Below are 25,776 nucleotides of genomic sequence, written 5' to 3' on the forward strand. Positions count from 1 at the left end.
ACATCATAAGAAAATGGCCTGCTGTTCAGACAGCTGCCATTTTCTTTTTGGAGCGATACCGTGTTGTAAAGGGGAGGTCCTCATGAACGTACAAGAAGCGTTGAACCTGCTGAAAGAAAAAGGGTATAAATATACGAGTAAGCGAGAAGACATGCTGCAGCTTTTTGCTGATTCTGATAAATATCTGACCGCCAAAAACGTGCTTGCCGCATTAAATGACGACTATCCGGGTCTGAGCTTTGATACCATATACAGAAATCTTTCGTTATATGAAGAACTCGGCATTTTGGAAACAACGGAGCTTTCCGGAGAAAAACTGTTCCGTTTTACATGCTCTTATACCCATCATCATCACCATTTTATCTGTTTAACTTGCGGGAAAACGAAGGAAATTGAGTCCTGTCCGATGGATAAGCTGCACGATGATTTGGAAGGGTATGAAATCAGCGGCCATAAGTTTGAAATTTACGGCACCTGTCCGGCGTGCCGATAAAAAACCTCCTGCTTATACAGGAGGTTTTTTTTCAGCTTTTAACATGCTGAAAGCTGTGTTTGTTTTTATTAATCCAGGCGACGGCTTCAAGCCAATTCTGCACCCTGATAATATTGGAATCGATGGGGAGCTGATTATATGGGGAGTTAAAAAGGATAACCGGAATGCCTGCTTCTTTTGCGATCATTGTCGCGTTGCCGTGGTGATCTTCGAAAAATAAATCAATGCCGTGTTTTTTGACGGCTTCCACTTTGTGATGGCCTCCGACAAGCTCAATGTGATCGTAATGAATGTCCCGGTTTGCAAACCAGTCCAGCGTAACATCTTCTAAGTGGCCGCGTCTTGCCGTAATGTAGATAAGGCGGTGCTCTTCTTTCAGTCCGTCCAGTGCCTGCTTGGCAAATTCCGCGAGCTTCGCTTCTTTATATATGGCTGCTTCATGAACGTTCATCCATTCCCAAAATTCCTCGTCTGTAATGTTCAAAAGCTTCGTCAGATCATAATCAGTCATATCATCCAAGGTAATGGAAAGATGAAATGAGCGGTTTAAATAAGGGACAAATGTATCCTGTGCCGTAACTGTGCCGTCAATATCTATACCTAACCGTAACATGTCCACACTCCTATAAATTCATCCCTTCAAGTGTAACATAAACAATTAACAATACCAGAAAAGTTTAGCAAACATGAATTCGTAAAAAACGCGGAAACTAAAAAAGCTCCTTTCATAAAAGAAAAAGGGGGAATTGAAGGTGGCATACGATTACGAAAATCGAAAAGGCAACGATTACTATGTAGATCATGGATCGGAAGGAACCGATATCACGCGTGATGTTTATTCAGAAGAAACAGCGGCCGAAATCTCAGAGCCATATCGTGCTTCTGACCGGGCAGCAGACCGTGATGATAATCGGGACGGAGTAAGTGAAGGCCGGGGGATAGGGTATGCAGCATTGGCTATTTCTATCATTTCCCTGTTTGTGCTCCCTGTTTTATTAGGGGCATGCGGCATTATCGTCGGCTATATCGCCAGAAGAAGAGGAGCAGGCGCTTTAGGCGGATGGGCGATGGGAATCGGTATTGTTTCCCTTGTGCTTGGCATCTTCATTACACCGTTTTTTTAACACAACGCAAAAAAAAGCTTGGCGGAATATCCGTCAAGCTTTTTGTGTTTCTTGTTCTGCTTTTGCTTTTTCTGCTTCAAGCTTTGCATAGTGTTCTTCTGCCAGCTTGTCGATTTCTTTTTTGAGCTCTTCGACCATTGTTTCTTCAGGCACTTTGCGGACGATTTGGCCTTTGCGGAAAAGAAGTCCTTCGCCGCGCGCGCCGGCAATCCCGATATCGGCTTCTCTTGCTTCGCCCGGTCCGTTAACGGCACATCCGAGAACCGCTACTTTAATCGGCGCTTTGACTTTAGAAATGTATTCTTCCACTTCATTTGCGATGCTGATGAGATCAATTTCGATCCGTCCGCATGTCGGGCATGAAATAAGCGTAGCCGCGTTTGAAGCGAGACCGAATGATTTCAGCAGTTCTCTGGCTACTTTCACTTCTTCAACCGGGTCGGCGCTCAGAGAGATCCGGAGCGTGTTTCCGATTCCTTTGCTTAAAATCGCTCCGAGTCCGGCCGCGCTTTTTACCGTTCCGGCAAACAGCGTGCCCGATTCTGTAATTCCGAGGTGAAGCGGATAATCAAATGCTTTTGACGCTTTTTCGTATGCTTCTATGGCGAGATTAACGTCAGAGGCTTTCATGCTGACGATGATGTCATGAAAGTCAAGGTCTTCCAGGATTTTGATATGATGAAGCGCACTCTCAACCATTCCGTCAGCAGTCGGATAGCCGTATTTTTCTAAAATACGCTTTTCCAAAGATCCCGCGTTTACGCCGATCCGGATCGGAATTCCTTTTTCTTTCGCCGCTTTTACGACGGCTTCCACTTTTTCGCGCCGGCCGATGTTACCCGGGTTGATTCTGATTTTGTCGGCCCCGCCCTCAATTGCTTTTAATGCAAGCTTGTAGTCAAAATGAATATCGACAACGAGAGGGATGGAAATTTGTTTTTTGATGTCGGCAATCGCGTTAGCGGCGCGTTCGTCCGGACATGCCACCCGGACAATTTGGCAGCCGGCTTCGGCTAAACGGTTGATTTCCGCAACTGTTGCTTCTACGTCGTGTGTTTTGGTCGTCGTCATACTCTGAATGACGACTTCGTTATTTCCGCCTATTGTTAAAGGTCCCACTTTGACGGGACGCGTTTTTGTACGATGTGTGATTTCACTCACTTGTCAATCGCTCCTTAATTGTAGTTACCGCTTTTGCAGGCTGAGCCTTTTACATGTCAGGCAACTTCTATTTACATGTTATATTGTAACAGTGTATTTGCCGAACTGACAAGAAATTAACGTTTAATTGCGGTAGACGGGGAATTTATAAGCGGTGCCTGCCTGAATGGCATTTGCTTTTACATTCGGATTCAGCGCCTCAAAATCTTGTGCAATATCATCTGGCGCTTTATGTGCGCCGACTATCGACATCACCGTATCGCCTTTTTTGACCGTAACCGTTCTGTATGAAGCTTCCTGTTGGGCTGGCTGTGCCGCCGCTGCGTATGCTGGAAGGTCTTGAGAAGGGATCGTGCCGATTTTAAGATCGTAAAAGATAATGAATATCACAAATAAACTGCCGAATACAAAAGTAAGCCGCTTCATTCCAACCGCCTCCCGCATACATTTTTACTTCATTGTATGCTTGTCCCGTTTTGTTCATGACAAAAAAGAAGACCGCCGGGGGCAGTCTTTGTTACACAGCTGTTTTACTTCGCGGTATCTCTTTTAAGACGAGGAAAAGGATGATAAAGTTTACAAACCAATTCACTAAAAATTCACTCGGCACCGTAATAACAAGCGCGCGCATGATCGTAAAGAATATGGTCGAAAGTGTAATGGAATAAGCCGAAAGCTTCCAGAGCTGCTGGTAATTCAATGTCTTTCTTTGCGCATTTTTCAATATCAGGCCGATGACGGCGAGAAATGATACTTCAATGAATTTGCCGGCCGCTGTCATGATGAACAGCAAAACGGACAGGACGGTGACGATCATTGTTTTATTTTGGTTTAATGCTGATATGATTTCTTTTTTTGTGATATCGGCAGGCATCAGCGAATAATTCATTTCTGTCGCCTGTCCGTCTACAGCAAGCACCATTTTATTTTTCAAAATGCCGATCGCATTTTGTTTCGCCGCTATTTGTTTAGCGCCGTAAGCATCTGTGGGATCAAACACGATGACGAACCCGTTCGCTTCCGTTTCCTTAGAGGCGGATGCTTTCGTCTGCAATTCTCCGTTTGAAATGCTGAAATCAGGGAAATCTTTCTTTAACACGGTTTTGAAACCGTTCATTGAGTTTACGGTGCCGGAGCAAAGGTAATAAGCGCTTGGCAGCGTAAAAAGGACAGACAGCAAAAATACATAAAGGATCGCTTTTCCTATCCTCTGAAACCGTGTTTTTGCAATATCTGCCGGAGAGTATGTACTTTTCAATAAAGCCGTAAATATGTTCAACATCTTCACTTCCTAGCCTAAACTGGTATATGTTGCTTATTGTATCGTTCACAGGGGATGAACACAAGTGAGAGTATTTAAAGCGGTGATAAGGAATCATACATAATAAGATAAAGCGGGAAGCGGTGATCGCCCGCAAAACAAAGGAGGGTGTTTTTGTCATGAGTGTTTTGTATTGGCTGATTATCATTGCGGTCTTCGTCATTGCTTTTATCGGGCTTGTATATCCGGTGATTCCAAGCGTTATTTTTATTGTGGCCGGTTTTCTTCTCTACGGATTTTTGTTTTCCTTCAGTCCTTATTCTTACCTATTTTGGCTCATTGAGGCGGTATTTGCGGCCGTTTTATTTGCAGCTGATTATGTGTCAAATTTACTTGGCGTTAAAAGGTACGGAGGAAGCAGGGCGGCAATCTGGGGAAGCACGATCGGATTGTTGCTCGGGCCCTTCGTTATTCCTGTGGCAGGCATTATAATAGGCCCGTTTATCGGTGCTGTCTGCGCTGAGGTGTTTGTTCATCAAAAGGATATCAAGTCCGCGGCAAAAGTGGGGCTCGGCTCGTTAATCGGCTTTTTAACAAGCGTGGCGGCAAAAGGCGTCATTCAGCTCTTTATGATCGGATATTTCTTATGGACGGTGCTTTAGAAAGGTTTAATTTCGGCAGTGAACGGATAAAGTGTAATATGTCTGCTGGAATCGCCGGATTGTGAGCTTTTTCATTGATTACCATGCTTTCTTTTGTTACATTGAGATTAGAAAAGTTCGCGTTAAGCGGCATTTCAGTACATATATTTAAAGGAGGAAAAAAATTATGGCTTACAAACTTCCAGAATTGCCTTACGCTTATGATGCTTTAGAACCTCATATCGATAAGGAAACGATGACGATTCATCATACGAAGCACCATAACACATACGTGACAAACCTCAACAAAGCGATCGAAGGATCAGCGCTTGCAGAGAAATCTGTAGATGAGCTTGTTGCTGATTTGAACGCAGTGCCGGAGGACATCCGCACAGCTGTCCGCAACAATGGCGGCGGACATGCCAACCACTCTTTATTCTGGACTCTTTTATCTCCGAACGGCGGAGGCGAACCGACTGGTGAGCTTGCTGAAGAGATCAAAAGCACGTTCGGAAGCTTCGATCAATTTAAAGAAAAATTCGCCGCCGCAGCTGCCGGCCGTTTCGGTTCAGGCTGGGCTTGGCTTGTTGTAAACAACGGCAAACTTGAAATTACAAGCACGCCAAATCAAGATTCACCGCTTTCAGAGGGTAAAACGCCTGTCCTCGGTCTTGATGTTTGGGAGCATGCGTACTACCTGAACTACCAAAACCGCCGTCCTGATTACATTTCAGCTTTCTGGAATGTTGTGAACTGGGATGAAGTTGCCCGTCTTTACAGCGAAGCAAAATAAATAGTTCGATAAAACAAGGTCTCCCGCGGGAGGCCTTGTTTTTTTATTGACTTTGAATCCTTTTACATATCTCAGTTTGAGTGAGACAAACTAATGTGTAGTAAAGGGGAGTCAATGATGAGCAAAATAAAAAAAATTATCGGCGACATCGAAATAAATAAAGGGCTGCTGCTGTTATTGACGATTGGCGGCCTTTACTCATTGGGCATCGCGCTGTCAAATACATTTGTCAACGTGTATTTGTGGAAGCAGTCGGGAAAATTTATTGATTTGGCCATATACAATTTGTCGGTCGTAACGATGCAGCCGGTTACCTTTCTGCTGGCCGGCCGGCTGGCTAAAAAAATTGACAGGGTGTTTATTCTCAGGTTCGGCGTTATCTTTTTGGCCGCTTTTTATTTAAGTGTGCTGCTTGCCGGAGAAACTGCGGCTTCCCGTCTCGTTTTGATAGGGGCCGTGCTCGGAGTTGGATACGGCTTTTACTGGCTGGCTTTTAATGTGCTGACGTTCGAAATTACGGAACCGGAAACGAGAGATTTTTTTAACGGGTTTTTAGGCATTTTGTCTTCATCGGCGGGCATGATCGGTCCGATTGTGGCCGGATATGTCATTTCAAGACTTGAAAACAATACGGGTTATACAATCATTTTCAGCCTGTCGCTCGGCTTATTTGCCCTTGCCGTGGTTATGAGCTTTTTTCTGAAGCGGAGGGAGTCGAAAGGCCGGTTTATGCTGAAAAAAGTTTTTGATGAGCGCCACACGAATCTGAATTGGCGCCGGATTACCAACGCGCACTTTTTTCAAGGCTTGAGAGAAGGGATTTTTGTTTTTTTAATCAGCGTATTTGTATTCATTGCGACAAACAGTGAGCTGGCGCTCGGAACATTCGGTCTCGTCAATTCCGCGGTTTCTTTTTTTGCCTATTATTTTGCATCAAGGCTCATCAAAAAAAGAGCCCGGAAAAAGGCGATTCTTATCGGCGGATTGATCTTGTACGGCGCCCTGTTTCTCATCATTTTTAAAATGAGCTTCACGACGCTCCTTTTGTACGGAGTGTTTATTGCGATCGGCTATCCAGTTCTGCTCGTGCCGTATGTCTCGCTTACATATGATGTGATAGGCCGGGCGCGTCTTGCCAGAAAAGCCAGAATTGAATACATTGTGCTCAGGGAGTTATTTTTAAATGCGGGCCGGATCGTTTCCATCCTTTGTTTCCTTGTAATCGTTACATTATTCAAGGAAAAAGTGGGAATACCGGCGGCGCTCGTGCTGCTCGGAGCCGGCCATCCGCTGATTTATTACTTTATAAAAGACATTAAACTGGATACGGAAACTTCTGATGAAACAGTAGAAGAAGACCGACAAAAACAGGCGGCGGAACCGAATTTTATAAAAGGAGAAAGATAAAAGGGTTATCTGTAGAAAAATATCGAAAAAACCTTTAGAATGAAAAATGGCACCTGAACAGAAGGTGTCATTTCTTTCTGTAAATAAGAAAAGGTGATGTCATGAGGAGAAATAAAAAGAAAATAGCTGTAAACAAAGAAAAGAAAAAATCACTGCCGATCCGGCTTAATTTTTTGTTTTTGGCCGCGTTTCTTATTTTCACTTGGATTATCGTCGAGCTTGGCATCAAGCAGATCGTTCAGGGTGATGATTATAAAAACGCCGCTAATAAGCAGGAGGAGTCTGATGTCAGCACGGCGGTTCCGAGAGGGAAAATATACGACCGGAACCTAAATCCCATCGTAACGAATAAAGCATTAAATGCGATTACATATACACGTTCAGCCTCAACCACCCAGGCGCAGCGTTTAAAAATCGCAAAAAAACTGTCGGGTATGATTAAGGTAAGCACCAAAAAGGTGACTGAGCGGGATAAAAAAGACTATTGGATGTTAACGAGGCCTGATGAAGCGAAAAAACTGATTACGGCCGAAGAAAAGCAAAAAGCTGAAGACAAAAAACTGTCTGAAGATGATTTATATCAGCTTCAGCTGAAACGTATCACAGACAAACAGCTGAATGAGCTCACTTCAAAAGATATGCAGATCCTTGCGATCAAAAGGCAGATGGATTCAGGCTATTCACTGACGCCTCAATACATCAAAAATGAAGGGGTGTCGGCAAAAGAAATGGCCGTCGTCAGCGAACATTTAGATGAACTGCCGGGAGTTGACGTGACGTCTGACTGGGAACGGTCTTATCCAAATAAAGGGTTGTTAAAATCAGTTCTCGGCAGTGTCTCGAGCTCCAATGAAGGACTCCCTTCAAATCTTCTTGAGCATTATTTGTCACTCGGCTACAGCAGGAATGACAGAGTAGGAAAAAGTTATTTAGAGTATCAATATGAAAATCTGCTGCAGGGCCAAAAAGAGAAAGTGAGAAATGTGACAGATTCCTCTGGAAACGTAACAGATACAGAAACGGTTTCAAAAGGTAAAGCCGGGGATGATTTAGTACTCACTATAGATACCGAATTGCAAAAAGACGTTGAAAAAATTATTGAGAAAAATTTAAGGGCTGCAAAGGCAAGACCGAGTACACAGTTGCTTGACAGAGCATTTGTTGTAATGATGGATCCCCGTAATGGAGAAGTGCTTACAATGGCGGGTAAACAGATTAAACAAGCAGGCGGCAAATATAAAATTGATGATTATGCACTAGGAACAATGACTTCCTCTTATAACATGGGCTCAGCTGTAAAAGGGGCAACATTGTTAACAGGTTATCAAACAGGAGCTATTAAAATCGGAAATATATTTACGGATGAAGTTTTAAATATTAAAGGCTCTCCTCCTAAAAAATCGGTAAGTGTAATGGGGCCGATAAATGATTTAACTGCACTTGAGCGTTCATCTAACGTTTATATGTTCAAAACTGCGATTGCAATTGGTAAGGGTAAATATATATCAGGACATTCACTTCCGCTTGATTACAGCGCATTTGATAAATTTCGTTATTACTTCAGTGAATTCGGTTTAGGGGTAAAAACAGGAATTGATCTGCCTAACGAAGCTACAGGATATGTGGGAACAAAAAGACAGTCAGGTTTCTTGCTTGATTTTGCGATCGGCCAATATGACACATACACTCCGCTTCAAATGGCTCAGTATGTATCGACCATTGCTAATGGCGGCTATCGTATGAAGCCCCAAGTCGTGAAAGAAGTAAGAAAACCTTCAAAAAAAGGTATCGGGGCCGTCGTTGAATCTGTTAATCCGGAAGTGATGAACCGTCTTGATATGACGGAAAGTGAAATTAAACGTGTTCAACAAGGTTTTAAACTTGTTATGAATGGAGCTCAAGGGACTGCGAGAGCAAATTTTGCTAATAAAAGTTATCACCCTGCCGGTAAAACTGGAACAGCACAAGCTTTCTATGATGGACCTATAAAATCAAGAACTGGTGCTTCTACTTATAACACAACTTTGGTGGCTTATGCTCCTGCAGATCATCCTGAAGTTGCTATTTCGGTAGTGGTTCCATGGGCTTATGAAAATTACAATGACAGGTATTCAATAACTAATGACATCGGGGAAGCAGCTCTGGACAAATACTTTGAGCTGAAAAAGAAACAAGAAGATAATAATACGAAGCAGAAAAATGAAGATAAAATTCAGGAAGACGCTGAAAACGGCAATACAAGCAACTAACAGAAAAACGCTCACAACCTGTGAGCGTTTTTTTTATACAAAAAAACATCCGGATTTACAAAACCTTAACACTTGATTTATACGCATTTTACAAGAACCCTTTACTCTATACGTGTAGGACAAATTACACATTAAATGCAGGGGGAATTCAGGAAATGAAAAAAAACAAATGGATGCTTATGCTTCTGATGGCTGCTGTTATGATTGTTGCTGCAGCATGCGGAAATGCAAAGGAAAGCGGCAAGACAGACAGTCAATCTGCAAGTGAGGATAAAAAAGCATCAGGTTCTTTAACCATTTCTGGTTCATCAGCCATGCAGCCGTTAGTACTGGCAGCGGCGGAAAAGTTTATGGAAAAACATCCGGATGCTGATGTGCAGGTGCAAGCGGGAGGTTCAGGAACAGGACTTTCGCAAGTGTCTGAAGGGGCAGTGCAAATCGGCAACTCAGATGTCTTTGCTGAAGAAAAAGAAGGCATTGATGCGAAAGCCCTAAAAGACCACCGAGTAGCGGTAGTGGCGATGGCGGCTGCGGTCAACCCCGGTGCGGGCGTAAAGGATATAACCAAAAAACAGCTGACAGACGTCTTTACAGGAAAAATTAAAAACTGGAAAGAGCTTGGCGGTAAAGATCAAAAAATTACACTCGTGAACCGTCCTGATTCATCTGGAACACGCGCTACGTTCGTCAAATATGCTCTTGACGGAGCAGAGCCTGCAGAGGGCATTACAGAGGATTCCTCCAATACAGTCAAAAAAATCATTGCGGAAACGCCGGGAGCAATCGGTTATCTGGCATTCTCTTATATAAACGATAACAAAGTAACGCCTTTATCGATCGGAGGCATCAAACCGGAAGAGAAAAACGTCGTCACAGGCGAGTATCCGATTTGGGCTTACGAGCACTCTTATACGAAAGGTGAAGCGTCAGGCCTTACAAAAACGTTTCTTGACTATATGAACAGCGATGAAGTACAGAAAAGTATCGTAAAAGATCAGGGCTACATTCCGATCTCTGATATGAAAGTCACACGTGACGCAAACGGCAAGCAAAGCTGAGGGGAGGGCGGGCTCCCCGCCTCTTCTTCTTTATAGGAGTGTAAACAAATGATAAATCACAGAGAAAAAGAGTCTGTAAGCGAACGCTTAATAAGCTCAAAACAAAACAGGCAATTGGATGAAGTCCGCGGAAGGGTGATTGTGTCTGTGTGTGCCGCGATTATCATTGCGGCATCAGCGGCGATCACAATTTTTCTCGGCATAAAGGGGCTGCAATCTTTTTTTGTAAATGGTGTAAGCCCGATTGAGTTCTTAACAAGTCTGAATTGGAATCCAACCCAGGCAAAACCTGAGTTCGGCGCGCTGCCTTTTATTTTCGGATCATTTGCGGTCACGGTTCTGTCCGCTCTGATCGCAGCGCCCCTCGGTATTGCGGGTGCTGTGTTTATGACGGAAATTGCGCCGACTTGGGGAAAAAAGGTGCTGCAGCCGGTAATTGAGCTGCTTGTCGGCATTCCGTCCGTCGTTTATGGATTCATAGGTCTTACAGTATTGGTTCCGTTTATCGGCTCATTTAAATCAAGCGGAACGGGTCACAGCCTTCTGGCGGGGACGATCGTACTCTCGGTAATGATTCTGCCGACTGTTACATCGATTTCCGCTGATGCGCTTGCGTCACTTCCGAAACACCTTCGCGACGGTTCATATGCGCTTGGTGCGACGAGGTGGCAGACAATCAGAAAGGTGCTTATCCCGGCGGCGTTTCCGACATTGCTGACCGCTGTCGTGCTCGGGATGGCAAGAGCGTTCGGAGAAGCACTCGCCGTACAGATGGTTATCGGAAATACAAAGCTTCTGCCGGAAAGCCTGCTTGATACGGCGGGAACATTAACGACGATTATCACGTTAAACATGGGCCATACCACATACGGCAGTATTGAAAATAATACGTTATGGTCTATGGGGCTTGTTCTTCTCATCATGTCGTTTCTGTTTATATTGCTCATACGCTACTTGTCATCTAGGAGGAAAGTGTAATGAACCGGAAAATAACGGATAAATTGGCCACCGGTGTATTCGGGTTATGCGCCGCTGTAATCGCGGCGATTTTGGCAGGATTGTTTTTGTACATTCTTATTCACGGCGTCTCTGAAATCTCCTTGCATTTTCTTACGTCAAAATCGAGCGCCATTGCCTCAGGCGGCGGAATACGGGATCAGCTTTTTAACTCCTTTTACATTCTGTTTATCACCATGCTGATCACGATACCGCTTGGTGTGGGGGGCGGCGTCTTTATGGCTGAATATGCGCCCCGAAATAAAATCACCGATTTTATCAGAACGTGTATTGAGGTGCTGTCTTCGCTTCCGTCCATTGTCATCGGGATGTTCGGCATGCTGATGTTTGTAAACTTGACCGGATGGGGCTACACGATTATCGGGGGCGCGCTCGCATTAACGGTCTTTAACCTTCCCGTTATGGTCCGGGTGACAGAAGGCGCGCTCACTGCAGTCCCTAAGGAGCTGAAAGAAGCTTCTCTCGCTTTAGGCGTATCGAGATGGCATACCGTCAAAACGGTGCTGATTCCGAGTGCGATTCCTTCGATTTTAACCGGAGCCATTCTCGCATCAGGAAGAGTATTCGGAGAAGCGGCCGCATTGTTATTTACAGCGGGGCTGACAACGCCGCGGCTGAACTTTACGGATTTGAACCCGTTTTCTGAATCATCTCCTTTCAACATTTTCAGGCCGGCTGAGACGCTGGCGGTTCATATATGGAGTGTCAATACGCAGGGAATCATCCCTGACGCCGAAGCGATTGCAAACGGCGGCTCGGCGGTGCTGGTGATTTCGGTTCTCTTGTTTAACCTTTGTGCGAGATGGCTCGGGTCTGTCATTTATAAAAAGCTTACGGCAAATTAATCGGAAAGAGGCGAAAACATGATTGATCACATCATCAGGGAACAAGCGGAACAGACAAAGCGTTCGCCGGAGTCTTCGATTTTGGAAGTGAAGCATTTATCAATTTATTACGGTGACAAACAAGCGGTAAAAGATGTAAACATGAATATTGAAAAACATGCGGTGACGGCTCTGATCGGTCCGTCCGGCTGCGGGAAATCAACATTTTTGAGACAGATTAACAGAATGAACGATGCCATTGCTTCGGCAAGAAGCGAGGGAGAGATCCTTTATGAAGGGCTGAATATTTTGGGTGAAGCGATTAATGTCGTGTCTCTCAGACGGGAGATCGGTATGGTGTTTCAAAAACCGAATCCGTTCCCGAAATCCATTTACAATAACATCACACATGCGCTGAAGTATGCAGGGGAACGCAGGAAAGCCGTTTTGGATGATGCGGTCGAGGAAAGCTTAACGAAGGCGGCGCTTTGGGATGAAGTCAAAGACCGGCTTCATTCATCGGCTCTGTCGTTATCAGGCGGCCAGCAGCAGCGCCTTTGTATCGCCCGTACGCTTGCGATGAAACCTGCCGTGCTTCTTTTAGATGAACCGGCATCTGCTCTGGACCCTATTTCAAACGCCAGAATCGAGACGCTTTTGACAGAACTGAAAAAAGATTATTCGATTATTATCGTTACGCATAACATGCAGCAGGCGCTGAGGGTGTCTGACCGAACGGCTTTCTTTTTAAACGGGGAAGTGGTGGAATACGGGCAGACAGAACAAATTTTTACGAGTCCTAAAGCGCAAAAGACAGATGACTACATTAACGGAAAGTTCGGATAGGGGGAAGGACTGTGAGCCTTGTGAAGGAAGCGGTGCACACACAGAATTTATTTGATATTCACGGCATGAACGTATGGTACGGAGCCCATCAGGCTTTAAAAGACATTACGATCGGTTTTGAGGAGCGGAAGGTAACTGCGATCATCGGTCCGTCCGGCTGCGGGAAGTCCACTTTTATTAAAACATTAAATTTAATGCTGCAAATGGCTCCGAATGTCAAAGTGACAGGCGACATGATCTATAACGGGCGCAATCTGCTGAAGGAAAAGACGGATGCGGCAGAATTAAGAAAACAGATCGGTATGGTGTTTCAAAAAGGCAATCCGTTTCCCCAGTCAATATTTGAGAATGTCGTGTACGGTCCGAGAATTCACGGCGAAAAAAATAAAAAGAAACTGCTTGAAATCGCTGAGGAATCTTTAAAAGCAGCTGCGCTCTGGGATGAAGTGAAGGATCGCCTTCACCAGCAGGCGCTTTCACTGTCAGGCGGTCAGCAGCAGCGCCTGTGCATCGCAAGGGCGCTCGCCACCAAACCGGACGTCCTTCTGATGGATGAACCGACGTCCGCTCTTGATCCCGTGTCCACGCGGAAAATAGAAGAGCTGATTTTGACATTGAAAGAAAAGTATACAATCGTTATTGTGACTCATAACATGCAACAGGCTGCGAGGGTCTCTGATCAAACCGCGTTTTTCTATATGGGCGAACTGGTGGAGTGGGGCGATACAGGCAAAATATTTTCTCAGCCGGATCATCAAAAAACACATGATTATATCACCGGAAAATTCGGATGAAAAAAACGGGCCCGGCCATTAAACGGGTCCGTTTTATATGCCTATTAAAAAAGCCTGCCGGCCGTATCCATCTGAATGGACGATGCCTGCAAGCTTTTTTAGCGGGTTAATGTTTTGACGATTTTTTTAAAGCTCATATCTGAGTCGACTTTGAAATGGCCGGCGCGGATTTCTTTGTGGTAGCCTGCGTCAATGACGTAATCATTGAAGTCTTTCGCTGAAGGAATAATCCCTTCTTTTTCAAGAATGGATGACACATCAGCAGTGCTCATTCCGTCTTTAATCGTCAGTTTGTATGTTACTTTTTTCTTTTTAGCGTCTGTGTTTTGGTCGTTGTTTAATGATTTTTCTTTAGAATCAAGCAGTTTTTGATAGTCATCCCGGTTGACGGAGACTTTGTGCTGATCGTCGAGGTAGCTGTTTACTTCTTTTTCTGTCAATGCTGTTTTTTCGGTTTTAACGGCGGCTGCCTGGTCATGGTCAGTCAAATAGAAGACAGCGGCGAGAACGGCCGTCGCTAAAATCGTGCCTGCTGCAAAAGCCTGAATGCCCCGTTTTGTCATACGAGCACCTTCTCATTATCTTTAATAATGGTATTGACGTCCTCGACAGACACGTGCTCCGCTTTTGCGATGGCTTCCGCAGACATTCCGTTGTTATATTTTGAAATGATTTGTTTGGCGATTTTTTGGTTAATGCCGCTGCTTTTGGCTTTGCGGATCACGAGGTTGGTTTCCAGCAATTCTTCTTCAAGCACCGTCATTTTCTTTTTCAACTTGTAAATTTCCTGCATGGCGGAAAGCTGAAGCGTTTCTAACTCCTGTTCCACGTCTTTCATCGGATCTCTTTGAGAATATGAGAATGCAATAAGCGCTATACTGACGATAAACAACGCAATAATAGCAATTTCCACGTTTCATCACCTTCTATTATTAATTTGCCCTTCTTTTTTATACCATAAAACGCCGCCATTCTAAAGGAAATAGAGAAAAAAACGGAATTTTGTCGGAAAATCTTTTTTACTCGGGGAGCAAACGGTTATTTCTCTATAGATTTCGTATCGGAAAGCCCTTTTTTGTCCTGTTTCGTCATATTTTGCCTTCTTCTGACGCAAGCTCATTCAGAGGATCAGAAGCGTAAACTGATGTTTTCTGCACTTAAACAACATTTCATGTAAATCAGCTCTAGCATTCCGTCCATTATAGTGGTATTATATATAAGTCTGAATAAGTAAATGATATTTAGTTTGGAGGGAAAATAATGCGCGTTAATATTACTTTGGCTTGCACTGAATGTGGTGAGCGTAACTATATTTCTAAAAAGAACAAACGCAACAATCCGGACCGCGTTGAATTTAAAAAATATTGCCCACGTGATAAAAAATCTACGTTACACCGTGAAACAAAATAAGCTGTTTAACACAGCGGAAAAAGCTGGAGCTTTCAATAAAGTTCTGGCTTTTTTGTCTTTCAGGGAGGTTTGAGAAACGTGAAAGCACAAATCAGAACCGATATAAAAGCAAAGCTTTCTGACATGACAGAAAGTGAATGGGAGAAAAAATGCCGCAGCATGCGTGAAACGCTGTTTTCTTTAAAAGAATGGAAACAGGCCCGCATGATCGCCGTTACCATCTCGACACGCCTGGAAATTCCGACACGGCCGATTATTGAACAGGCCTGGCAAGAGAAAAAACAAGTCTGTATCCCAAAATGCTTTCCGCAGACGGGAGCAATGGAGTTCCGTACATTTTCTGCGTATGATCAGCTGGAAACCGTATATGCGGGCCTCAGTGAACCGATCGGGAGTCTGACGGAAAAAGCCGCCCAAAATGACATTGACCTTGTGATTGTGCCCGGCGTGGCTTTTGACCGGGAAGGCTTCAGAATCGGATACGGCGGAGGATATTATGATCGGTACCTGTCCGGTTATAAAGGCCGTACCGTGTCGCTTCTCTTTGACTGCCAGCTGACAGACCGCATTCCCCGCATGCCCCACGATATTCCGGTCGATATGATCGTGACTGAATCTGAAACCATCGCTTAATCGCATAAAAAACTTCTTGCACCGGAATAATTCTCGCTGTTTGACAAACGATAGGGGCAGGAGGGATAAGATGAAAAAATTGTTGATCTACTCATTATGCGCCGTATCTGTTTTAGCCGTTTACCAAAACCGCTACCGTCTGATGAACAGCGTGCTCAGCCAGCCGGGGATCAGACGGACATTCATTCATTTCTTTTTAAAAATACCGTTTATCAGAAACAAATTCATTCAGCAGGCATTTTAAACAAATCCCGTTTTTTCAGCGGGATTTTTTGCATAAGAAAACCTGCCGGTAAAAAACGGCAGGTTTTCTCGTATTGTCAGCTTTTTTTCAGGAAACCGAGCAGAATTGAGATCATAGGAGAAATGTACAGGAAAAAGGTAAACGGCAGGTAGTCGATGACGGAAACCCCTAATGCGCTTGCCATAAAAGCACCGCTTACTCCCCAGGGAATCAGCGGGTTGATCAATGTTCCGCCGTCCTCAAGCGACCGCGCAAGGTGAATCCGCTTAATACTGAGCTTGTCATATAAAGGTTTATAAGATTGACCCGGAATTAAGATCGACAAATACTGCTCACCTGTCGCAAGGTTTACGCCTATACTTGAGAAGACGGTCGCCATGACAAGACGTCCTTTCGTATGCACGCCTTTTATCAATCCTTGAAGCAGCACCGCGATCAGGCCCGTTTTTTCCATCAGGCCGCCGAGCGCAAAGGCGATCATGATCAGAGAGACTGATCCCATCATCGATTGGAGCCCGCCTCTGTTGATAATGCTGGCCACAGCCTGGTCGCCGGTTTTAAACGCCGTCCCGCTTTGCAGGGCGGATATAAATCCTTGAATGCTGCTGTCAGGAATAAAAACAGCAGTCAGAAGCCCTGCGGAAATAATACCGGCGGTAAGCACCGGAATCACGGAAACCCGTCTCACAGCTAAAATGATCACCAACAGAGGTGAAAGAAGCGACCAAGGCGTAACGTGCACGGCCTCTTTTATTCCGGAAATGACCGCCTCAATATTTTGCGTTGAAGCGGCATTTATTGAAACAGATGAACCGAGAATATAAAAAAGAACGATTGTGATCAGCAGTGCCGGAACGGTAGTGCCCATCATATGGCGAATATGCTTAAAAATCGGAATTTCGCCGATTCCGGCGGCAAAATTCGTCGTATCGGACATCGGTGACATTTTATCACCGAAACAAGCTCCGCAAATGACTGCTCCCGCCGTCCATTCGAGCGGAACTCCCGCCGCGCTTGCTACCCCTAACAGCGCGACGCCGATTGTACTGACAGTTGTCAGACTTGAGCCGACAAGCGTGCTGATAATCATGCAGGAAAATAGTGCGGTCAAAAGCAGCTGACTCGGCTGTATAATTGACAGAGCGTAAACGGTGACGGTGGGAATGGCGCCGCTGTACATCCAGGCGCCGATCAGCACACCGATCAAAGCCAGCACGATAATCGGCTGCACACCGTTTTTCAATCCGCTGACAATTCCTTTTTCAAGACTGTCCCACGAGAAACCGAGCCATAAACCTGCCAGAGACAGAATAATGACGCAAAAGAACAGCGGCATATGCGGCTCTGTATGAAAGAAAAACAGGCAGGAAATAATGACTGCTAACATCAAGACAAATAAACTGATGGCTGAGATGAACGTCAGCCTTTTTTCTTGTTTCAAAACAACACCCCATCAAACTTTAATCCTTTTGTGCTTTTGGGCACGAAAGTATTGTAACAGAAAAACGCATAAATGAGTGTTTTTTTACAATTGTGAATATACAATTTATGAAAATAATACAAGGATATTTTCTCCAATCGTTTTTTGCTTGACGCCCGGATCAGTGATGAAATACGCTTATACTAAGAAGAATAGAAATGGTGAAGAAGATGAATTCATTTTATGACGTGCAGCAGCTGTTTAAGTCATTCGGACATATCGTTTATTTCGGTGACAGACAAGCCGAAATTGACTTTATGAAAGATGAATTAAAGGAAATGTACTTGTCAAACGTGATTGAAAGAGAATTATGGCAAAAAGCCGCCGGAGTTCTTCAGAGAGAATCGGAGCGGATCAAAGACAGATAACACAGCAGGATTTTAAATAAGAAAAGGAGATTATTATGGAAGATACATGGTTTGCGGGGATTGATCTTGGCGGAACGACCATCAAGCTGGCCTTTATCAACATGTACGGTGAAATTCAGCATAAATGGGAAGTTCCGACCGATAAATCAGGAAACACAATTACGGTCACGATCGCCAAAGCGCTTGATCAGAAGCTGGAAGAACTGAACAAGCCGAAACGGATCGTAAAATGGATCGGAATGGGAGCGCCCGGACCCGTGGAAATGGCGACGGGAATGGTCTATGAGACGACAAATATGGGGTGGAAAAACTATCCGCTGAAAGACCATCTCGAGGCGGAAACGGGTATTCCGGCCGTCATTGAAAACGATGCCAATATCGCGGCGCTCGGAGAAATGTGGAAGGGTGCAGGTGACGGGGCCAAAGATGTCATTTTAGTGACGCTCGGAACCGGAGTCGGCGGAGGCATCATCGTCAACGGAGAAATCGTTCACGGTAAAAACGGGGCCGGCGGAGAAATCGGTCATATTTGCAGTATTCCGGAAGGAGGAGCTCCGTGCAATTGCGGAAAATCCGGCTGCATCGAAACGATTGCGTCCGCAACCGGCATCGTCCGCATCGCGAAAGAAAAGCTTGCGGCGGTTTCCGACTCTTCGCTCTTAAAAGTGCGCGATCTGACGGCACGTGACGTGTTCGAAGCGGCTAAACAGCAGGATAAGACAGCGCTTGAAGTCGTTGATTACGTCGCAAAACATTTAGGCCTCGTGCTCGGAAATCTGGCAAGCGCCATGAATCCGACGAAAATCGTGCTCGGCGGAGGCGTGTCTAAAGCGGGTGAAATCCTGCGGTCAAAAGTGGAAGAGACCTTCAAAATCACCGCGTTCCCGCGTTCTGCGGAAGCGGCCGATATTTCGATTGCGGCACTTGGAAATGACGCCGGAGTCATCGGCGGGGCGTGGATTGCCAAAAATGAATGGCTCAAACATCAAAACTGCTGAAGAAAGTCTGCCTGCCCATATCGCGGGCAGCTTTCTTTTTTTATCTCCCCTGTCATATAGTTTTAAAAAAAGGGGGATGAACATGGCGGGAATTCGTGTCAAACCTGAATTGAAACAGCATATGAAAGATATTGCAAAGGTGCTTTCAATTGATGAAAAACTGTTGAAAGCCGCTGATAAAATGGCGGAAAGCGATGAATTATTTTGTCCCGGCTTTGCCGTGAGCGGGCAGTCAGAGGGTCCGCCGCTTGAGACGCTGAGCGGGCTTTCGCGATACATCCGGCACTGTGAAAGCGTTCTTTCCGCTGATCAATGGGTGAAGGAAGAAAAGGTGTACGGCTCCCAATCGGTTTATGAAGAAATTGAGAAAATAACGGATGTCTTTCCGTTTGTCACATGCCGTAAAATCGGCAGTTCCGTATTGGGAAAGCCGCTTTATGAGCTGAAAATAGGTGCGGATACGGCCGAAAGAAAAGTCCATGTAAACGCCTCATTTCATGCCAATGAATGGATCACCACCTCGGTCGCGCTTAAATGGTGTAAAGAATATTGCGCGGCATTATGCGAAAATAAAACCGTTTTCGGGCACTCTGCGCTTGATATATTCAGCCGGACATCATTGTCATTCGTTCCGCTCGTAAATCCCGACGGGGTTGATCTCGTGCTTTACGGGTGTGAAGATTTATCAGAAAAAAATGAATTTCTCAACGAATTAAATGAGTACCGCCCGGATTTCCGCGAATGGAAGGCGAATATAAACGGTGTGGATTTAAATAAACATTTCCCATCCAATTGGGATATTGAACAAAGGCGCAAACCGAAAGCCCCTTCATACCGTGATTTTCCGGGAACGGCGCCGCTCACTGAACCGGAGGCGCAGGCAATGCACCGGATGATAACGGAACAGCCGCCTGACCGGCTGATCGCGCTTCATACGCAGGGAGAAGAGATTTACTGGGGATACGAAGGATGTGAACCGGAGCAATCATCTCAGATGATTCGGGAGTTTGAAGCGATAAGCGGAAACCGCTATCAAGGCGTTAAAACCATTGACAGCCATGCCGGTTTTAGGGATTGGTTTATACAGCAGTATGGAAAAGAGGGCTATACCATTGAGCTCGGGAAGGGAAAAAACCCTTTGCCTTTTCATCAGTTTGCTGATATTTATCAAGCGACGGAAGGTATTTTGTGGAGGTCGCTTGTTTTTTGAGACATCTGTGAAATTTCTCATTTGTTTACATAAACAAATATGGGACAATAGAAAAGAATGGAGGGAAGGCTGATGAGATACTTGGTTTGTGTTCTGCTGTCCGCATTCGTTCTGTGTTTAGCGGCCTGTGAACCATCTCATCAGCAGCAAGACACAGGCGTTTCGGCAAAATCGGCAGAACAGAAAATCGTTCCGCTCAGTAAAAAGGAAGCGGAAAAAACGGAAGGATGGCTGGATAACAGAACAATTCTGTATACAGCACATCATCAGCTGATGAAATATGATCTTTTCAGCGGAAAATCCGAACGGCTCTATGAAACAAAGGGCAATATTGTCAATGTAAAGATCAGCCGGAAAAAACAGCTGATTCTTGTACAGGTGACAAGCAGCGGTCAGACTGAGCTTGTGCTTATAAACAAGCAGGGGAAAAGACTTTATCACAAAGCCTTTAACTCTTATGAGCTGGAGACGGCTTGGAATCCGTATGACCCGTATCAAATGATGATTACCGTTTTTACTGAAACATGGGACTTCACAGCCTATACGGCCGATATGAACAATGGCATTTTAAAAAAGAGTCCCGTTCAGGCCCCTTTTGTTCATTGGACCTCCACTGATGAATTCCAATATATCAAGCAAGGAAAAACGGAGGAAGAGGGTCCTTTATATTCTTATGACTTGCAGACGAAAAAAGAAAAAAGAGTGCTTCATCACGTCATCTGGGCTGATTCCCGCCCGGGCATGACGATTGCCGTCAGACAAACGGATCAATCGGACGGAGACGGCGAGTTCTTTTTCCAAAAGCCGGCATCCGTGACACACCGCTTTCCTCTCCAAAAAAAGTATGAGAGCTTCGCGCCGATGGAATATGATTACGATCAGACACACAAGCGGTTTTACATATTTAAGCCTGAAGGCCGCTCTTACAATCTGATCAGCTTTGACTTAGGGGACGAACGGGAGCGGACGGTGCTCAAAAACACGGAAATGGAGCCGATTCAGATCTCTCCGAACGGGGAATACGCTTTATACGGCTTTACGTACGACCGTCTGATTTCATTGAAAACAGGCATGACAGAACCAATCATAACAAATGAAAAAGGAGTTTGAACCAAATGGCAATTGCAGATGTCACAATCATTCCGATCGGAACAAAAACACCGAGCGTCAGTGAGTATGTAGCGGATGTGCAAAACATTTTGGAGGGTTACAAAGCTGCCGGCAAAATCAAATTTCAGCTCACGCCGATGAACACGTTGATTGAAGGTGAGCTGAGCGACTTATTCGCAGTCATTCAGGACATTCACGAAGCCCCGTTTCAAAAAGGGCTGCACAGAGTGGCGACAAATATCCGCATTGATGACAGACGTGATAAAGAAACGACGCTGGAGAGCAAAATCAAAAGTGTCAGCAAACATTTGCAGCAATAAAAAATAAGCCTGTATCCATTGGATACAGGCTTTTAATGTGCAGTCGGATAGCCGCTGGTTACAACGGTCATTACGGTAAACCAGCCAAACACGCCCAGCGTGGCGGCGGCTAACAAAAATCCCAGGATATTTCTCTGTCTGACAGCCCGCAGGACTCCTAATACAGCTAATAATGCGACAAGGCCGAAGATTACAACAAGTAACATCATGCTCCTCCTTTGTCATTGGAACCTGAAAATCTTTCCATTTTATTTTAACCGTTTTCATTTTGTTTGTCGATAGCGTTTTCCCGGCCGCATTCATTGAATCTTCCGCAGAAAACCTTCATAATAAGGGCATATACATAAAGAGGTGATGAAAGTGAAATGGAGACGAATGCCGGCCGGTCCGATTCAGGCAAACGCGTATTTTCTTGTCAGTGAGGATCAGTCCTGTCTTATTTTTGATCCGGGCGGGGAAGCGGACAAAATCAACAATTACATAAAAGAAAACAATCTGAAGCCGCTGGCTATCTTACTGACGCACGCCCATTTTGACCATATCGGCGCACTTGACGAAGTAAGAGACAGATGGGATGTTCCCGTCTATCTTCACAAAAATGAAGAAAAGTGGCTGGAGGACTCTTCCTTAAACGGATCAGGCATATTGCGGGGCATTGCCGTAACGGCACGGCCCGCCGAACGGCTCATCGAAGGCGACGGCATTTTGGACATCGGGCCTTTCCATTTGGAGACATTGTTTACGCCGGGACATTCACCGGGAAGCGTTTCTTATTATGTGAAGGACGCGGATCTGGTGATTTCAGGTGATGTGCTCTTTCAGGGAGGCATCGGCCGAACTGATTTACACGGCGGAAGTCAGGACGTATTGCTTGATTCCATTCATCAAAAACTGCTCACGCTTCCCGGACATACACTTGTATTAAGCGGGCACGGGCCGGAAACGGACATCCAGACAGAGCAGGAGCGAAACCCGTTTATCAATGGTTTTTCACTGTAAATGAAAAAAGACAGACCATAATCGGTCTGTCTTTTTCTGTTCAATGGGTTCCGCCGCCCGGTGTCATAATAAAAATAGAGTAATATGTAAATCCGGCGAAAAATACGGTTAAGTAAGCTCCAAAAATATAAATATACATCCGCTCAGTCAGATTCAAATAAGAAAGAAATACGAAAAAGATCGTCTGTCCAAAAAACAAAAGAGAAGCGTCTTTCATGCCCCCTAGAAAAAACATGACTGCAAATATCCCCGTCCAAAATCCTAACACCCGGAACATGCGATTCATTCCTTATCCCCTCCCGAGAGTCTATCTGAAGTTTATTATAATAGATCGGCACTCAAAATGTAAACATTTTCATGATTATATTTATTGTGGAATTTATGTCTTTCCCTGTGTTTTATATCTTATGCCGCTCTCTAAAAAAGATCCGAAAAATCTTTTTGAAATACGTTTAGGGAAAAAAAGTTCAGGGTACTTATGTTAACAAAGAGACGGATTATCCGAGGGAGGAATTTTTAAAAATGAAAGAACTTATTTTTTATTCATACCCGAGCTGCACATCATGCCGAAAAACGAAACATTGGCTAAAAGCCCACAATGTTGACTTTCAAGAGCGCCATCTATTCAGGGAGACACCGACAATTGATGAATTGAAGCAGATCTTATCATTAACGACCGAAGGAATTGATGAAATATTGGCGACGAGAAGCCAAACATTTAAAAACCTCAACCTGAACATTGAAGAAATGACTGTAAATGAAGTGCTGAAGCTTTTGACTGAGAAGCCGAAACTGCTGCGGCGTCCGATTCTGATCGATCGCAATAAGCTCGTTATCGGATACAATCCGGGAGAACTGATGAAGCTGACGAAGAAAAAAACGGTACATCAATCTGTATCATAAGAGAAAAACGAAGATCCGCTGATCAAATTTATCAGCTAATCTTCGTTTTTTGCGGTTGCGGGACTGGGCTAGCTGGATTCGAACCAACGATCACGGAGTCAAAGTCCATTGCCTTACCGCTTGGCTATAGCCCATCGGATGTAATTACAGTATGTGCGTCCGGCGCCGATTTATACATACAAAGTAATTTGAATGGAGGAGACCCGTGAAACATTTGAATGAAACATTATCTCGAACCTTAATTGAAGAATCAGGTGAAATCACACGCCAGTGGCTGCTCATACCAAAATCGGGGCGGCCTTCAGATGATCAGAAAGCGGAAATGCAGCACCGTCTGTTAATTGAAATCGTTGCCGGCATTTTATCGGAAAAAGACGGCGGGGAAGAGGAGCTGACAAAGTGGGCGCTTCAGTTCGCAAGGGACCGGGCCGTCCATGAAGTACCGGTCTATGAAAGCGTCACGAGCTTTAAAGAATTCCGGAGATTGGTCTGGAACCGCATACAGACATGCTGTGAAACGATGTCTGAGAAGCCCGGGGCGAATGCGGTATTCCATTGGGGAGAGAAGCTGAACAAAGCAATTGACCATATGATTGAAGTATTTACAGAGGAATATTATAAAGTGACGGTTACACAATTAAACGCCCAAAAGGAAATGATTAACGAACTGAGCGCGCCGATTATGCCGATTGCCGACGGTATTGGAATTTTGCCGCTCGTCGGCGAAATTGATACCTACCGGGCAAAAATGATTTTGGAATCGGTGCTTGACCAATGTTCTTCACTCCGTCTTTCTTATTTATTTTTAGATATATCAGGAGTGCCGATTGTGGATACGATGGTCGCTTATCAGATTTTCAAAGTGATTGACAGCACAAAACTTCTTGGCATAGAAACGACAATCTCAGGCATCAGACCGGAAATCGCGCAGACTGTCGTGAAGCTCGGCATCGATTTTTCTCAGGTGAAAACAGAGCAGAGTCTGGCGAAGGCGCTGGCAAAAAACGGATTTATCGTAAAAGAATCATTAAGATGATAAAAAGCTGAATGGCCGGGGAGGATTTCTCCCTCAGCTATTCAGCTTTGTCAGCTTCAATCGTCATGATATGATGGCTGTCGATTTCTTTTACCGTAAATGTGTAGCCTTCAAAATCAATGGTGCTCCCGGGCTTCGCGTCAATATGCTGAGTAAGAAACCAGCCCCCGAGTGTATCGACTTGATCAGCCGTAATCTCTGTTCCGAGTAAATCATTGACGTCACTGATCAGCAATTTGGCGTTCAGGAGATAGCGGTTCTTCCCAAGCTTTTGAACGGAAGGTGTTTCGTCCGTATCAAATTCGTCGCGGATTTCGCCGACGATCTCTTCAATGATATCTTCCGCCGTTACTAATCCCGCGGTTCCGCCGTACTCATCAATGAGAATGGCCATATGGGCGTGTTCCCGCTGCATTTTAACGAACAATTGATAAATCGGAATCGTCTCAATCACGTGTATCGCCGGCTGGATGTAAGGGCTGAGTTCGTGTTTTGTAAACGCCCCTCCTTCTGACAGGAATCTGAATAAAACTTCTTTAATATTGATGATGCCGACTACATGATCTTTATCTCCTTTTACTACGGGATACCGGGTATATTTATTTGTTTTGATAATGTCCCGGAGCATATGTCCCGATCCGCTGTCTAACGGCAGGCTCACCATTTCATTCCGGGGCACCATAATTTCTTTGGCAGTGCGCTTATCAAATGTAAAAATGTTATTTACGTAATGCAGCTCGCTTTTTTTGATCATGCCGCTTCGATAGCTTTCGGCAAGGAGCACCCGCAATTCCTCTTCCGTATAAGCCATTTCATGTTCGGAAGCAGGCTTCAAGCCGAACATGGCTGTAATCAGGCGGGCGGAATGATTGAGCAGCCAGATGAACGGAAACATTAACTTATAAAACAAAATCATCGGTCTGGCAGACAAAAGTGTAATCCGCTCGGCTTTTTGGATAGCAAAACTTTTCGGGGCGAGTTCGCCGATGACGACATTCACATATGTAACCAGCAGAAAGGCGATGATCAATGACAGTACTTGGGCAACCGCTTCGTGAACTCCGGTTTTTAAAAATAACGGCTGAAGCATTGCTTTGACTGTCGGTTCACCCAGCCAGCCGATCCCCAAAGCGGTGACGGTGATGCCCAATTGGCACGCCGATAAATATTCATCGAGGTGTGTAATGACATGCTTGGCTGCTTTTGCTCCTTTTACATCTTCCTCAATGAGCTGATTAATGCGGGAGCGCCTTGCTTTAACAATTGAAAACTCTATGGCGACAAAACACGCCGTTAATAAAATAAATAGTACGATGGCAGATAGTTTGATGATATACAATGTAACGCCTTCCGCGAAGGAAGGCTTGCACCTCCCTTTTTTCGGAATAATACCACTG

The 25,776-nt window shown here is 44.9% G+C and carries 32 protein-coding genes and 1 tRNA gene; 22 read left to right on the forward strand and 11 right to left on the reverse strand.

All coding sequences use genetic code 11. The annotated features are described in order from the left end of the window. The first annotated feature begins 82 nt into the window (after positions 1–82). Positions 83–493 carry a Fur family transcriptional regulator gene (locus ACWJJ4_RS07460; RefSeq protein ID WP_003153018.1) on the forward strand — a complete coding sequence of 137 codons (411 nt, stop codon included), beginning with the start codon at positions 83–85 and terminating at the stop codon, positions 491–493. A gap of 31 nt (positions 494–524) precedes the next feature. Here the strand turns inward: ACWJJ4_RS07460 and ACWJJ4_RS07465 are convergent, their stop codons facing one another. Beyond that, positions 525–1,106 carry a nucleotidase gene (locus ACWJJ4_RS07465; protein WP_007408297.1) on the reverse strand — a complete coding sequence of 194 codons (582 nt, stop codon included), beginning with the start codon at positions 1,104–1,106 and terminating at the stop codon, positions 525–527. A gap of 133 nt (positions 1,107–1,239) precedes the next feature. Between ACWJJ4_RS07465 and ACWJJ4_RS07470 the strand changes: the two genes are divergently transcribed. Further along, on the forward strand, positions 1,240–1,617 hold the full coding sequence (locus ACWJJ4_RS07470) for a DUF308 domain-containing protein (RefSeq protein ID WP_087920773.1): 378 nt from the start codon (positions 1,240–1,242) through the stop codon (positions 1,615–1,617). 33 nt (positions 1,618–1,650) lie between these two features. Here the strand turns inward: ACWJJ4_RS07470 and ispG are convergent, their stop codons facing one another. From ispG to ACWJJ4_RS07485, 3 genes are all read right to left on the reverse strand, one after another. Next, on the reverse strand, positions 1,651–2,769 hold the full coding sequence (ispG, locus tag ACWJJ4_RS07475; protein WP_169510269.1) for a flavodoxin-dependent (E)-4-hydroxy-3-methylbut-2-enyl-diphosphate synthase: 1,119 nt from the start codon (positions 2,767–2,769) through the stop codon (positions 1,651–1,653). Between the two features lie 132 nt (positions 2,770–2,901). Further along, the gene (locus ACWJJ4_RS07480; protein ID WP_003153022.1) at positions 2,902–3,204 is read right to left on the reverse strand and encodes a LysM peptidoglycan-binding domain-containing protein; all 303 of its coding nucleotides are present in this window, start codon (positions 3,202–3,204) and stop codon (positions 2,902–2,904) included. Positions 3,205–3,295: 91 nt separating this feature from the next. Beyond that, positions 3,296–4,060 carry a DUF1189 domain-containing protein gene (locus ACWJJ4_RS07485; RefSeq protein WP_454021544.1) on the reverse strand — a complete coding sequence of 255 codons (765 nt, stop codon included), beginning with the start codon at positions 4,058–4,060 and terminating at the stop codon, positions 3,296–3,298. 158 nt (positions 4,061–4,218) lie between these two features. On the opposite strand from ACWJJ4_RS07485, the gene ACWJJ4_RS07490 reads away from it, so the two are divergent. From ACWJJ4_RS07490 to pstB (ACWJJ4_RS07530), 9 genes are all read left to right on the forward strand, one after another. After that, positions 4,219–4,701, forward strand: a complete 483-nt coding sequence (locus ACWJJ4_RS07490) for a DUF456 domain-containing protein (RefSeq protein ID WP_172614831.1) — start codon at positions 4,219–4,221, stop codon at positions 4,699–4,701. Positions 4,702–4,867: 166 nt separating this feature from the next. After that, on the forward strand, positions 4,868–5,473 hold the full coding sequence (gene sodA, locus ACWJJ4_RS07495) for a superoxide dismutase SodA (protein WP_003153025.1): 606 nt from the start codon (positions 4,868–4,870) through the stop codon (positions 5,471–5,473). 117 nt (positions 5,474–5,590) lie between these two features. Continuing rightward, positions 5,591–6,880, forward strand: a complete 1,290-nt coding sequence (locus tag ACWJJ4_RS07500; RefSeq protein WP_012118002.1) for an MFS transporter — start codon at positions 5,591–5,593, stop codon at positions 6,878–6,880. A gap of 101 nt (positions 6,881–6,981) precedes the next feature. Continuing rightward, the gene (locus ACWJJ4_RS07505; protein WP_094247728.1) at positions 6,982–9,129 is read left to right on the forward strand and encodes a peptidoglycan D,D-transpeptidase FtsI family protein; all 2,148 of its coding nucleotides are present in this window, start codon (positions 6,982–6,984) and stop codon (positions 9,127–9,129) included. 155 nt (positions 9,130–9,284) lie between these two features. Beyond that, positions 9,285–10,187: a phosphate ABC transporter substrate-binding protein gene (locus ACWJJ4_RS07510; RefSeq protein ID WP_102421890.1), complete on the forward strand. Its 903-nt coding sequence runs from the start codon at positions 9,285–9,287 to the stop codon at positions 10,185–10,187. Positions 10,188–10,235: 48 nt separating this feature from the next. Next, positions 10,236–11,165, forward strand: a complete 930-nt coding sequence (gene pstC / locus ACWJJ4_RS07515) for a phosphate ABC transporter permease subunit PstC (RefSeq protein WP_007612605.1) — start codon at positions 10,236–10,238, stop codon at positions 11,163–11,165. After that, positions 11,165–12,049, forward strand: a complete 885-nt coding sequence (gene pstA, locus ACWJJ4_RS07520; RefSeq protein WP_017418153.1) for a phosphate ABC transporter permease PstA — start codon at positions 11,165–11,167, stop codon at positions 12,047–12,049. Before pstC ends, pstA begins: the two co-directional genes overlap by 1 nt. Positions 12,050–12,067: 18 nt before the next feature. Next, the gene (gene pstB / locus ACWJJ4_RS07525; protein ID WP_070082116.1) at positions 12,068–12,874 is read left to right on the forward strand and encodes a phosphate ABC transporter ATP-binding protein PstB; all 807 of its coding nucleotides are present in this window, start codon (positions 12,068–12,070) and stop codon (positions 12,872–12,874) included. A gap of 11 nt (positions 12,875–12,885) precedes the next feature. Next, on the forward strand, positions 12,886–13,668 hold the full coding sequence (pstB, locus tag ACWJJ4_RS07530; protein WP_003153040.1) for a phosphate ABC transporter ATP-binding protein PstB: 783 nt from the start codon (positions 12,886–12,888) through the stop codon (positions 13,666–13,668). 98 nt (positions 13,669–13,766) lie between these two features. Here pstB (ACWJJ4_RS07530) and ACWJJ4_RS07535 read toward each other — a convergent pair whose 3' ends face one another. Further along, positions 13,767–14,231, reverse strand: coding sequence for an endolytic transglycosylase MltG (locus ACWJJ4_RS07535; protein ID WP_454021545.1), 465 nt, complete (start codon positions 14,229–14,231; stop codon positions 13,767–13,769). Next, complete coding sequence (locus ACWJJ4_RS07540) at positions 14,228–14,581, reverse strand: hypothetical protein (RefSeq protein ID WP_003153047.1); 354 nt, start codon at positions 14,579–14,581, stop codon at positions 14,228–14,230. Before ACWJJ4_RS07540 ends, ACWJJ4_RS07535 begins: the two co-directional genes overlap by 4 nt. A 347-nt stretch (positions 14,582–14,928) precedes the next feature. On the opposite strand from ACWJJ4_RS07540, the gene rpmG reads away from it, so the two are divergent. The 3 genes from rpmG to ACWJJ4_RS07555 all read left to right on the forward strand — a co-directional run bounded on the left by rpmG (position 14,929) and on the right by ACWJJ4_RS07555 (position 15,955). Next, complete coding sequence (rpmG, locus tag ACWJJ4_RS07545) at positions 14,929–15,078, forward strand: 50S ribosomal protein L33 (RefSeq protein WP_003153056.1); 150 nt, start codon at positions 14,929–14,931, stop codon at positions 15,076–15,078. A 78-nt stretch (positions 15,079–15,156) separates the two neighbouring features. Beyond that, complete coding sequence (locus ACWJJ4_RS07550) at positions 15,157–15,711, forward strand: 5-formyltetrahydrofolate cyclo-ligase (protein WP_276123469.1); 555 nt, start codon at positions 15,157–15,159, stop codon at positions 15,709–15,711. A 70-nt stretch (positions 15,712–15,781) separates the two neighbouring features. After that, a complete protein-coding gene (locus ACWJJ4_RS07555) occupies positions 15,782–15,955 on the forward strand; it encodes a hypothetical protein (protein WP_003153061.1) in 174 nt (57 codons plus the stop codon). A gap of 76 nt (positions 15,956–16,031) precedes the next feature. Here ACWJJ4_RS07555 and nhaC read toward each other — a convergent pair whose 3' ends face one another. Further along, complete coding sequence (nhaC, locus tag ACWJJ4_RS07560) at positions 16,032–17,396, reverse strand: Na+/H+ antiporter NhaC (RefSeq protein ID WP_454021546.1); 1,365 nt, start codon at positions 17,394–17,396, stop codon at positions 16,032–16,034. Between the two features lie 197 nt (positions 17,397–17,593). Here nhaC and ACWJJ4_RS07565 point away from each other — a divergent pair, with 197 nt between their 5' ends. The 5 genes from ACWJJ4_RS07565 (at position 17,594) to ACWJJ4_RS07585 (ending at position 21,441) form a co-directional block, all read left to right on the forward strand. Further along, positions 17,594–17,803, forward strand: a complete 210-nt coding sequence (locus tag ACWJJ4_RS07565; RefSeq protein WP_025852938.1) for a YqgQ family protein — start codon at positions 17,594–17,596, stop codon at positions 17,801–17,803. 35 nt (positions 17,804–17,838) lie between these two features. Then, positions 17,839–18,801 carry a glucose kinase GlcK gene (glcK, locus tag ACWJJ4_RS07570; protein ID WP_077722597.1) on the forward strand — a complete coding sequence of 321 codons (963 nt, stop codon included), beginning with the start codon at positions 17,839–17,841 and terminating at the stop codon, positions 18,799–18,801. An 82-nt stretch (positions 18,802–18,883) separates the two neighbouring features. Beyond that, positions 18,884–20,011: a M14 family metallopeptidase gene (locus tag ACWJJ4_RS07575; RefSeq protein ID WP_071182126.1), complete on the forward strand. Its 1,128-nt coding sequence runs from the start codon at positions 18,884–18,886 to the stop codon at positions 20,009–20,011. A 72-nt stretch (positions 20,012–20,083) separates the two neighbouring features. Then, a complete protein-coding gene (locus ACWJJ4_RS07580) occupies positions 20,084–21,121 on the forward strand; it encodes a YqgU-like beta propeller domain-containing protein (protein ID WP_102421891.1) in 1,038 nt (345 codons plus the stop codon). Positions 21,122–21,126: 5 nt separating this feature from the next. Next, positions 21,127–21,441: an MTH1187 family thiamine-binding protein gene (locus tag ACWJJ4_RS07585; RefSeq protein ID WP_003153073.1), complete on the forward strand. Its 315-nt coding sequence runs from the start codon at positions 21,127–21,129 to the stop codon at positions 21,439–21,441. 32 nt (positions 21,442–21,473) lie between these two features. Here ACWJJ4_RS07585 and ACWJJ4_RS07590 read toward each other — a convergent pair whose 3' ends face one another. After that, on the reverse strand, positions 21,474–21,647 hold the full coding sequence (locus ACWJJ4_RS07590; RefSeq protein ID WP_003153076.1) for a DUF2759 domain-containing protein: 174 nt from the start codon (positions 21,645–21,647) through the stop codon (positions 21,474–21,476). A 154-nt stretch (positions 21,648–21,801) separates the two neighbouring features. Here ACWJJ4_RS07590 and ACWJJ4_RS07595 point away from each other — a divergent pair, with 154 nt between their 5' ends. Next, positions 21,802–22,440 carry an MBL fold metallo-hydrolase gene (locus ACWJJ4_RS07595; protein WP_003153077.1) on the forward strand — a complete coding sequence of 213 codons (639 nt, stop codon included), beginning with the start codon at positions 21,802–21,804 and terminating at the stop codon, positions 22,438–22,440. A gap of 40 nt (positions 22,441–22,480) precedes the next feature. On the opposite strand, the gene ACWJJ4_RS07600 is transcribed toward ACWJJ4_RS07595, so the two are convergent. After that, positions 22,481–22,726, reverse strand: coding sequence for a DUF2626 domain-containing protein (locus ACWJJ4_RS07600; RefSeq protein ID WP_003153078.1), 246 nt, complete (start codon positions 22,724–22,726; stop codon positions 22,481–22,483). A 236-nt stretch (positions 22,727–22,962) separates the two neighbouring features. On the opposite strand from ACWJJ4_RS07600, the gene ACWJJ4_RS07605 reads away from it, so the two are divergent. Continuing rightward, a complete protein-coding gene (locus ACWJJ4_RS07605) occupies positions 22,963–23,343 on the forward strand; it encodes a Spx/MgsR family RNA polymerase-binding regulatory protein (RefSeq protein ID WP_003153079.1) in 381 nt (126 codons plus the stop codon). A gap of 63 nt (positions 23,344–23,406) precedes the next feature. On the opposite strand, the gene ACWJJ4_RS07610 is transcribed toward ACWJJ4_RS07605, so the two are convergent. Then, positions 23,407–23,477 (reverse strand) — tRNA-Gln (locus ACWJJ4_RS07610). Positions 23,478–23,548: 71 nt separating this feature from the next. Here ACWJJ4_RS07610 and ACWJJ4_RS07615 point away from each other — a divergent pair. Continuing rightward, positions 23,549–24,379: an STAS domain-containing protein gene (locus ACWJJ4_RS07615; protein ID WP_070082115.1), complete on the forward strand. Its 831-nt coding sequence runs from the start codon at positions 23,549–23,551 to the stop codon at positions 24,377–24,379. A 37-nt stretch (positions 24,380–24,416) separates the two neighbouring features. On the opposite strand, the gene ACWJJ4_RS07620 is transcribed toward ACWJJ4_RS07615, so the two are convergent. Further along, positions 24,417–25,718, reverse strand: coding sequence for a hemolysin family protein (locus tag ACWJJ4_RS07620; protein WP_070082114.1), 1,302 nt, complete (start codon positions 25,716–25,718; stop codon positions 24,417–24,419). Positions 25,719–25,776 lie beyond the last annotated feature (58 nt).

Source organism: Bacillus sp. JK62, assembly GCF_053663455.1.

Coding starts and splice junctions, on each gene's coding strand:
- ACWJJ4_RS07485 (WP_454021544.1), bottom strand. CDS start 4,060: ATGTTGAACATATTTACGGCTTTATTGAAAAGTACATACTCTCCGGCA.
- glcK (WP_077722597.1), top strand. CDS start 17,839: ATGGAAGATACATGGTTTGCGGGGATTGATCTTGGCGGAACGACCATC.
- ACWJJ4_RS07465 (WP_007408297.1), bottom strand. CDS start 1,106: ATGTTACGGTTAGGTATAGATATTGACGGCACAGTTACGGCACAGGAT.
- pstA (WP_017418153.1), top strand. CDS start 11,165: ATGAACCGGAAAATAACGGATAAATTGGCCACCGGTGTATTCGGGTTA.
- ACWJJ4_RS07535 (WP_454021545.1), bottom strand. CDS start 14,231: ATGACAAAACGGGGCATTCAGGCTTTTGCAGCAGGCACGATTTTAGCG.
- ACWJJ4_RS07490 (WP_172614831.1), top strand. CDS start 4,219: ATGAGTGTTTTGTATTGGCTGATTATCATTGCGGTCTTCGTCATTGCT.
- ACWJJ4_RS07500 (WP_012118002.1), top strand. CDS start 5,591: ATGAGCAAAATAAAAAAAATTATCGGCGACATCGAAATAAATAAAGGG.
- ACWJJ4_RS07605 (WP_003153079.1), top strand. CDS start 22,963: ATGAAAGAACTTATTTTTTATTCATACCCGAGCTGCACATCATGCCGA.
- ACWJJ4_RS07575 (WP_071182126.1), top strand. CDS start 18,884: ATGGCGGGAATTCGTGTCAAACCTGAATTGAAACAGCATATGAAAGAT.
- ACWJJ4_RS07580 (WP_102421891.1), top strand. CDS start 20,084: ATGAGATACTTGGTTTGTGTTCTGCTGTCCGCATTCGTTCTGTGTTTA.
- ACWJJ4_RS07480 (WP_003153022.1), bottom strand. CDS start 3,204: ATGAAGCGGCTTACTTTTGTATTCGGCAGTTTATTTGTGATATTCATT.
- ACWJJ4_RS07555 (WP_003153061.1), top strand. CDS start 15,782: ATGAAAAAATTGTTGATCTACTCATTATGCGCCGTATCTGTTTTAGCC.
- ACWJJ4_RS07565 (WP_025852938.1), top strand. CDS start 17,594: ATGGTGAAGAAGATGAATTCATTTTATGACGTGCAGCAGCTGTTTAAG.
- ACWJJ4_RS07585 (WP_003153073.1), top strand. CDS start 21,127: ATGGCAATTGCAGATGTCACAATCATTCCGATCGGAACAAAAACACCG.
- ACWJJ4_RS07460 (WP_003153018.1), top strand. CDS start 83: ATGAACGTACAAGAAGCGTTGAACCTGCTGAAAGAAAAAGGGTATAAA.
- ACWJJ4_RS07590 (WP_003153076.1), bottom strand. CDS start 21,647: ATGTTACTTGTTGTAATCTTCGGCCTTGTCGCATTATTAGCTGTATTA.
- pstC (WP_007612605.1), top strand. CDS start 10,236: ATGATAAATCACAGAGAAAAAGAGTCTGTAAGCGAACGCTTAATAAGC.
- pstB (WP_070082116.1), top strand. CDS start 12,068: ATGATTGATCACATCATCAGGGAACAAGCGGAACAGACAAAGCGTTCG.
- ACWJJ4_RS07505 (WP_094247728.1), top strand. CDS start 6,982: ATGAGGAGAAATAAAAAGAAAATAGCTGTAAACAAAGAAAAGAAAAAA.
- sodA (WP_003153025.1), top strand. CDS start 4,868: ATGGCTTACAAACTTCCAGAATTGCCTTACGCTTATGATGCTTTAGAA.
- ACWJJ4_RS07600 (WP_003153078.1), bottom strand. CDS start 22,726: ATGAATCGCATGTTCCGGGTGTTAGGATTTTGGACGGGGATATTTGCA.
- ACWJJ4_RS07510 (WP_102421890.1), top strand. CDS start 9,285: ATGAAAAAAAACAAATGGATGCTTATGCTTCTGATGGCTGCTGTTATG.
- rpmG (WP_003153056.1), top strand. CDS start 14,929: ATGCGCGTTAATATTACTTTGGCTTGCACTGAATGTGGTGAGCGTAAC.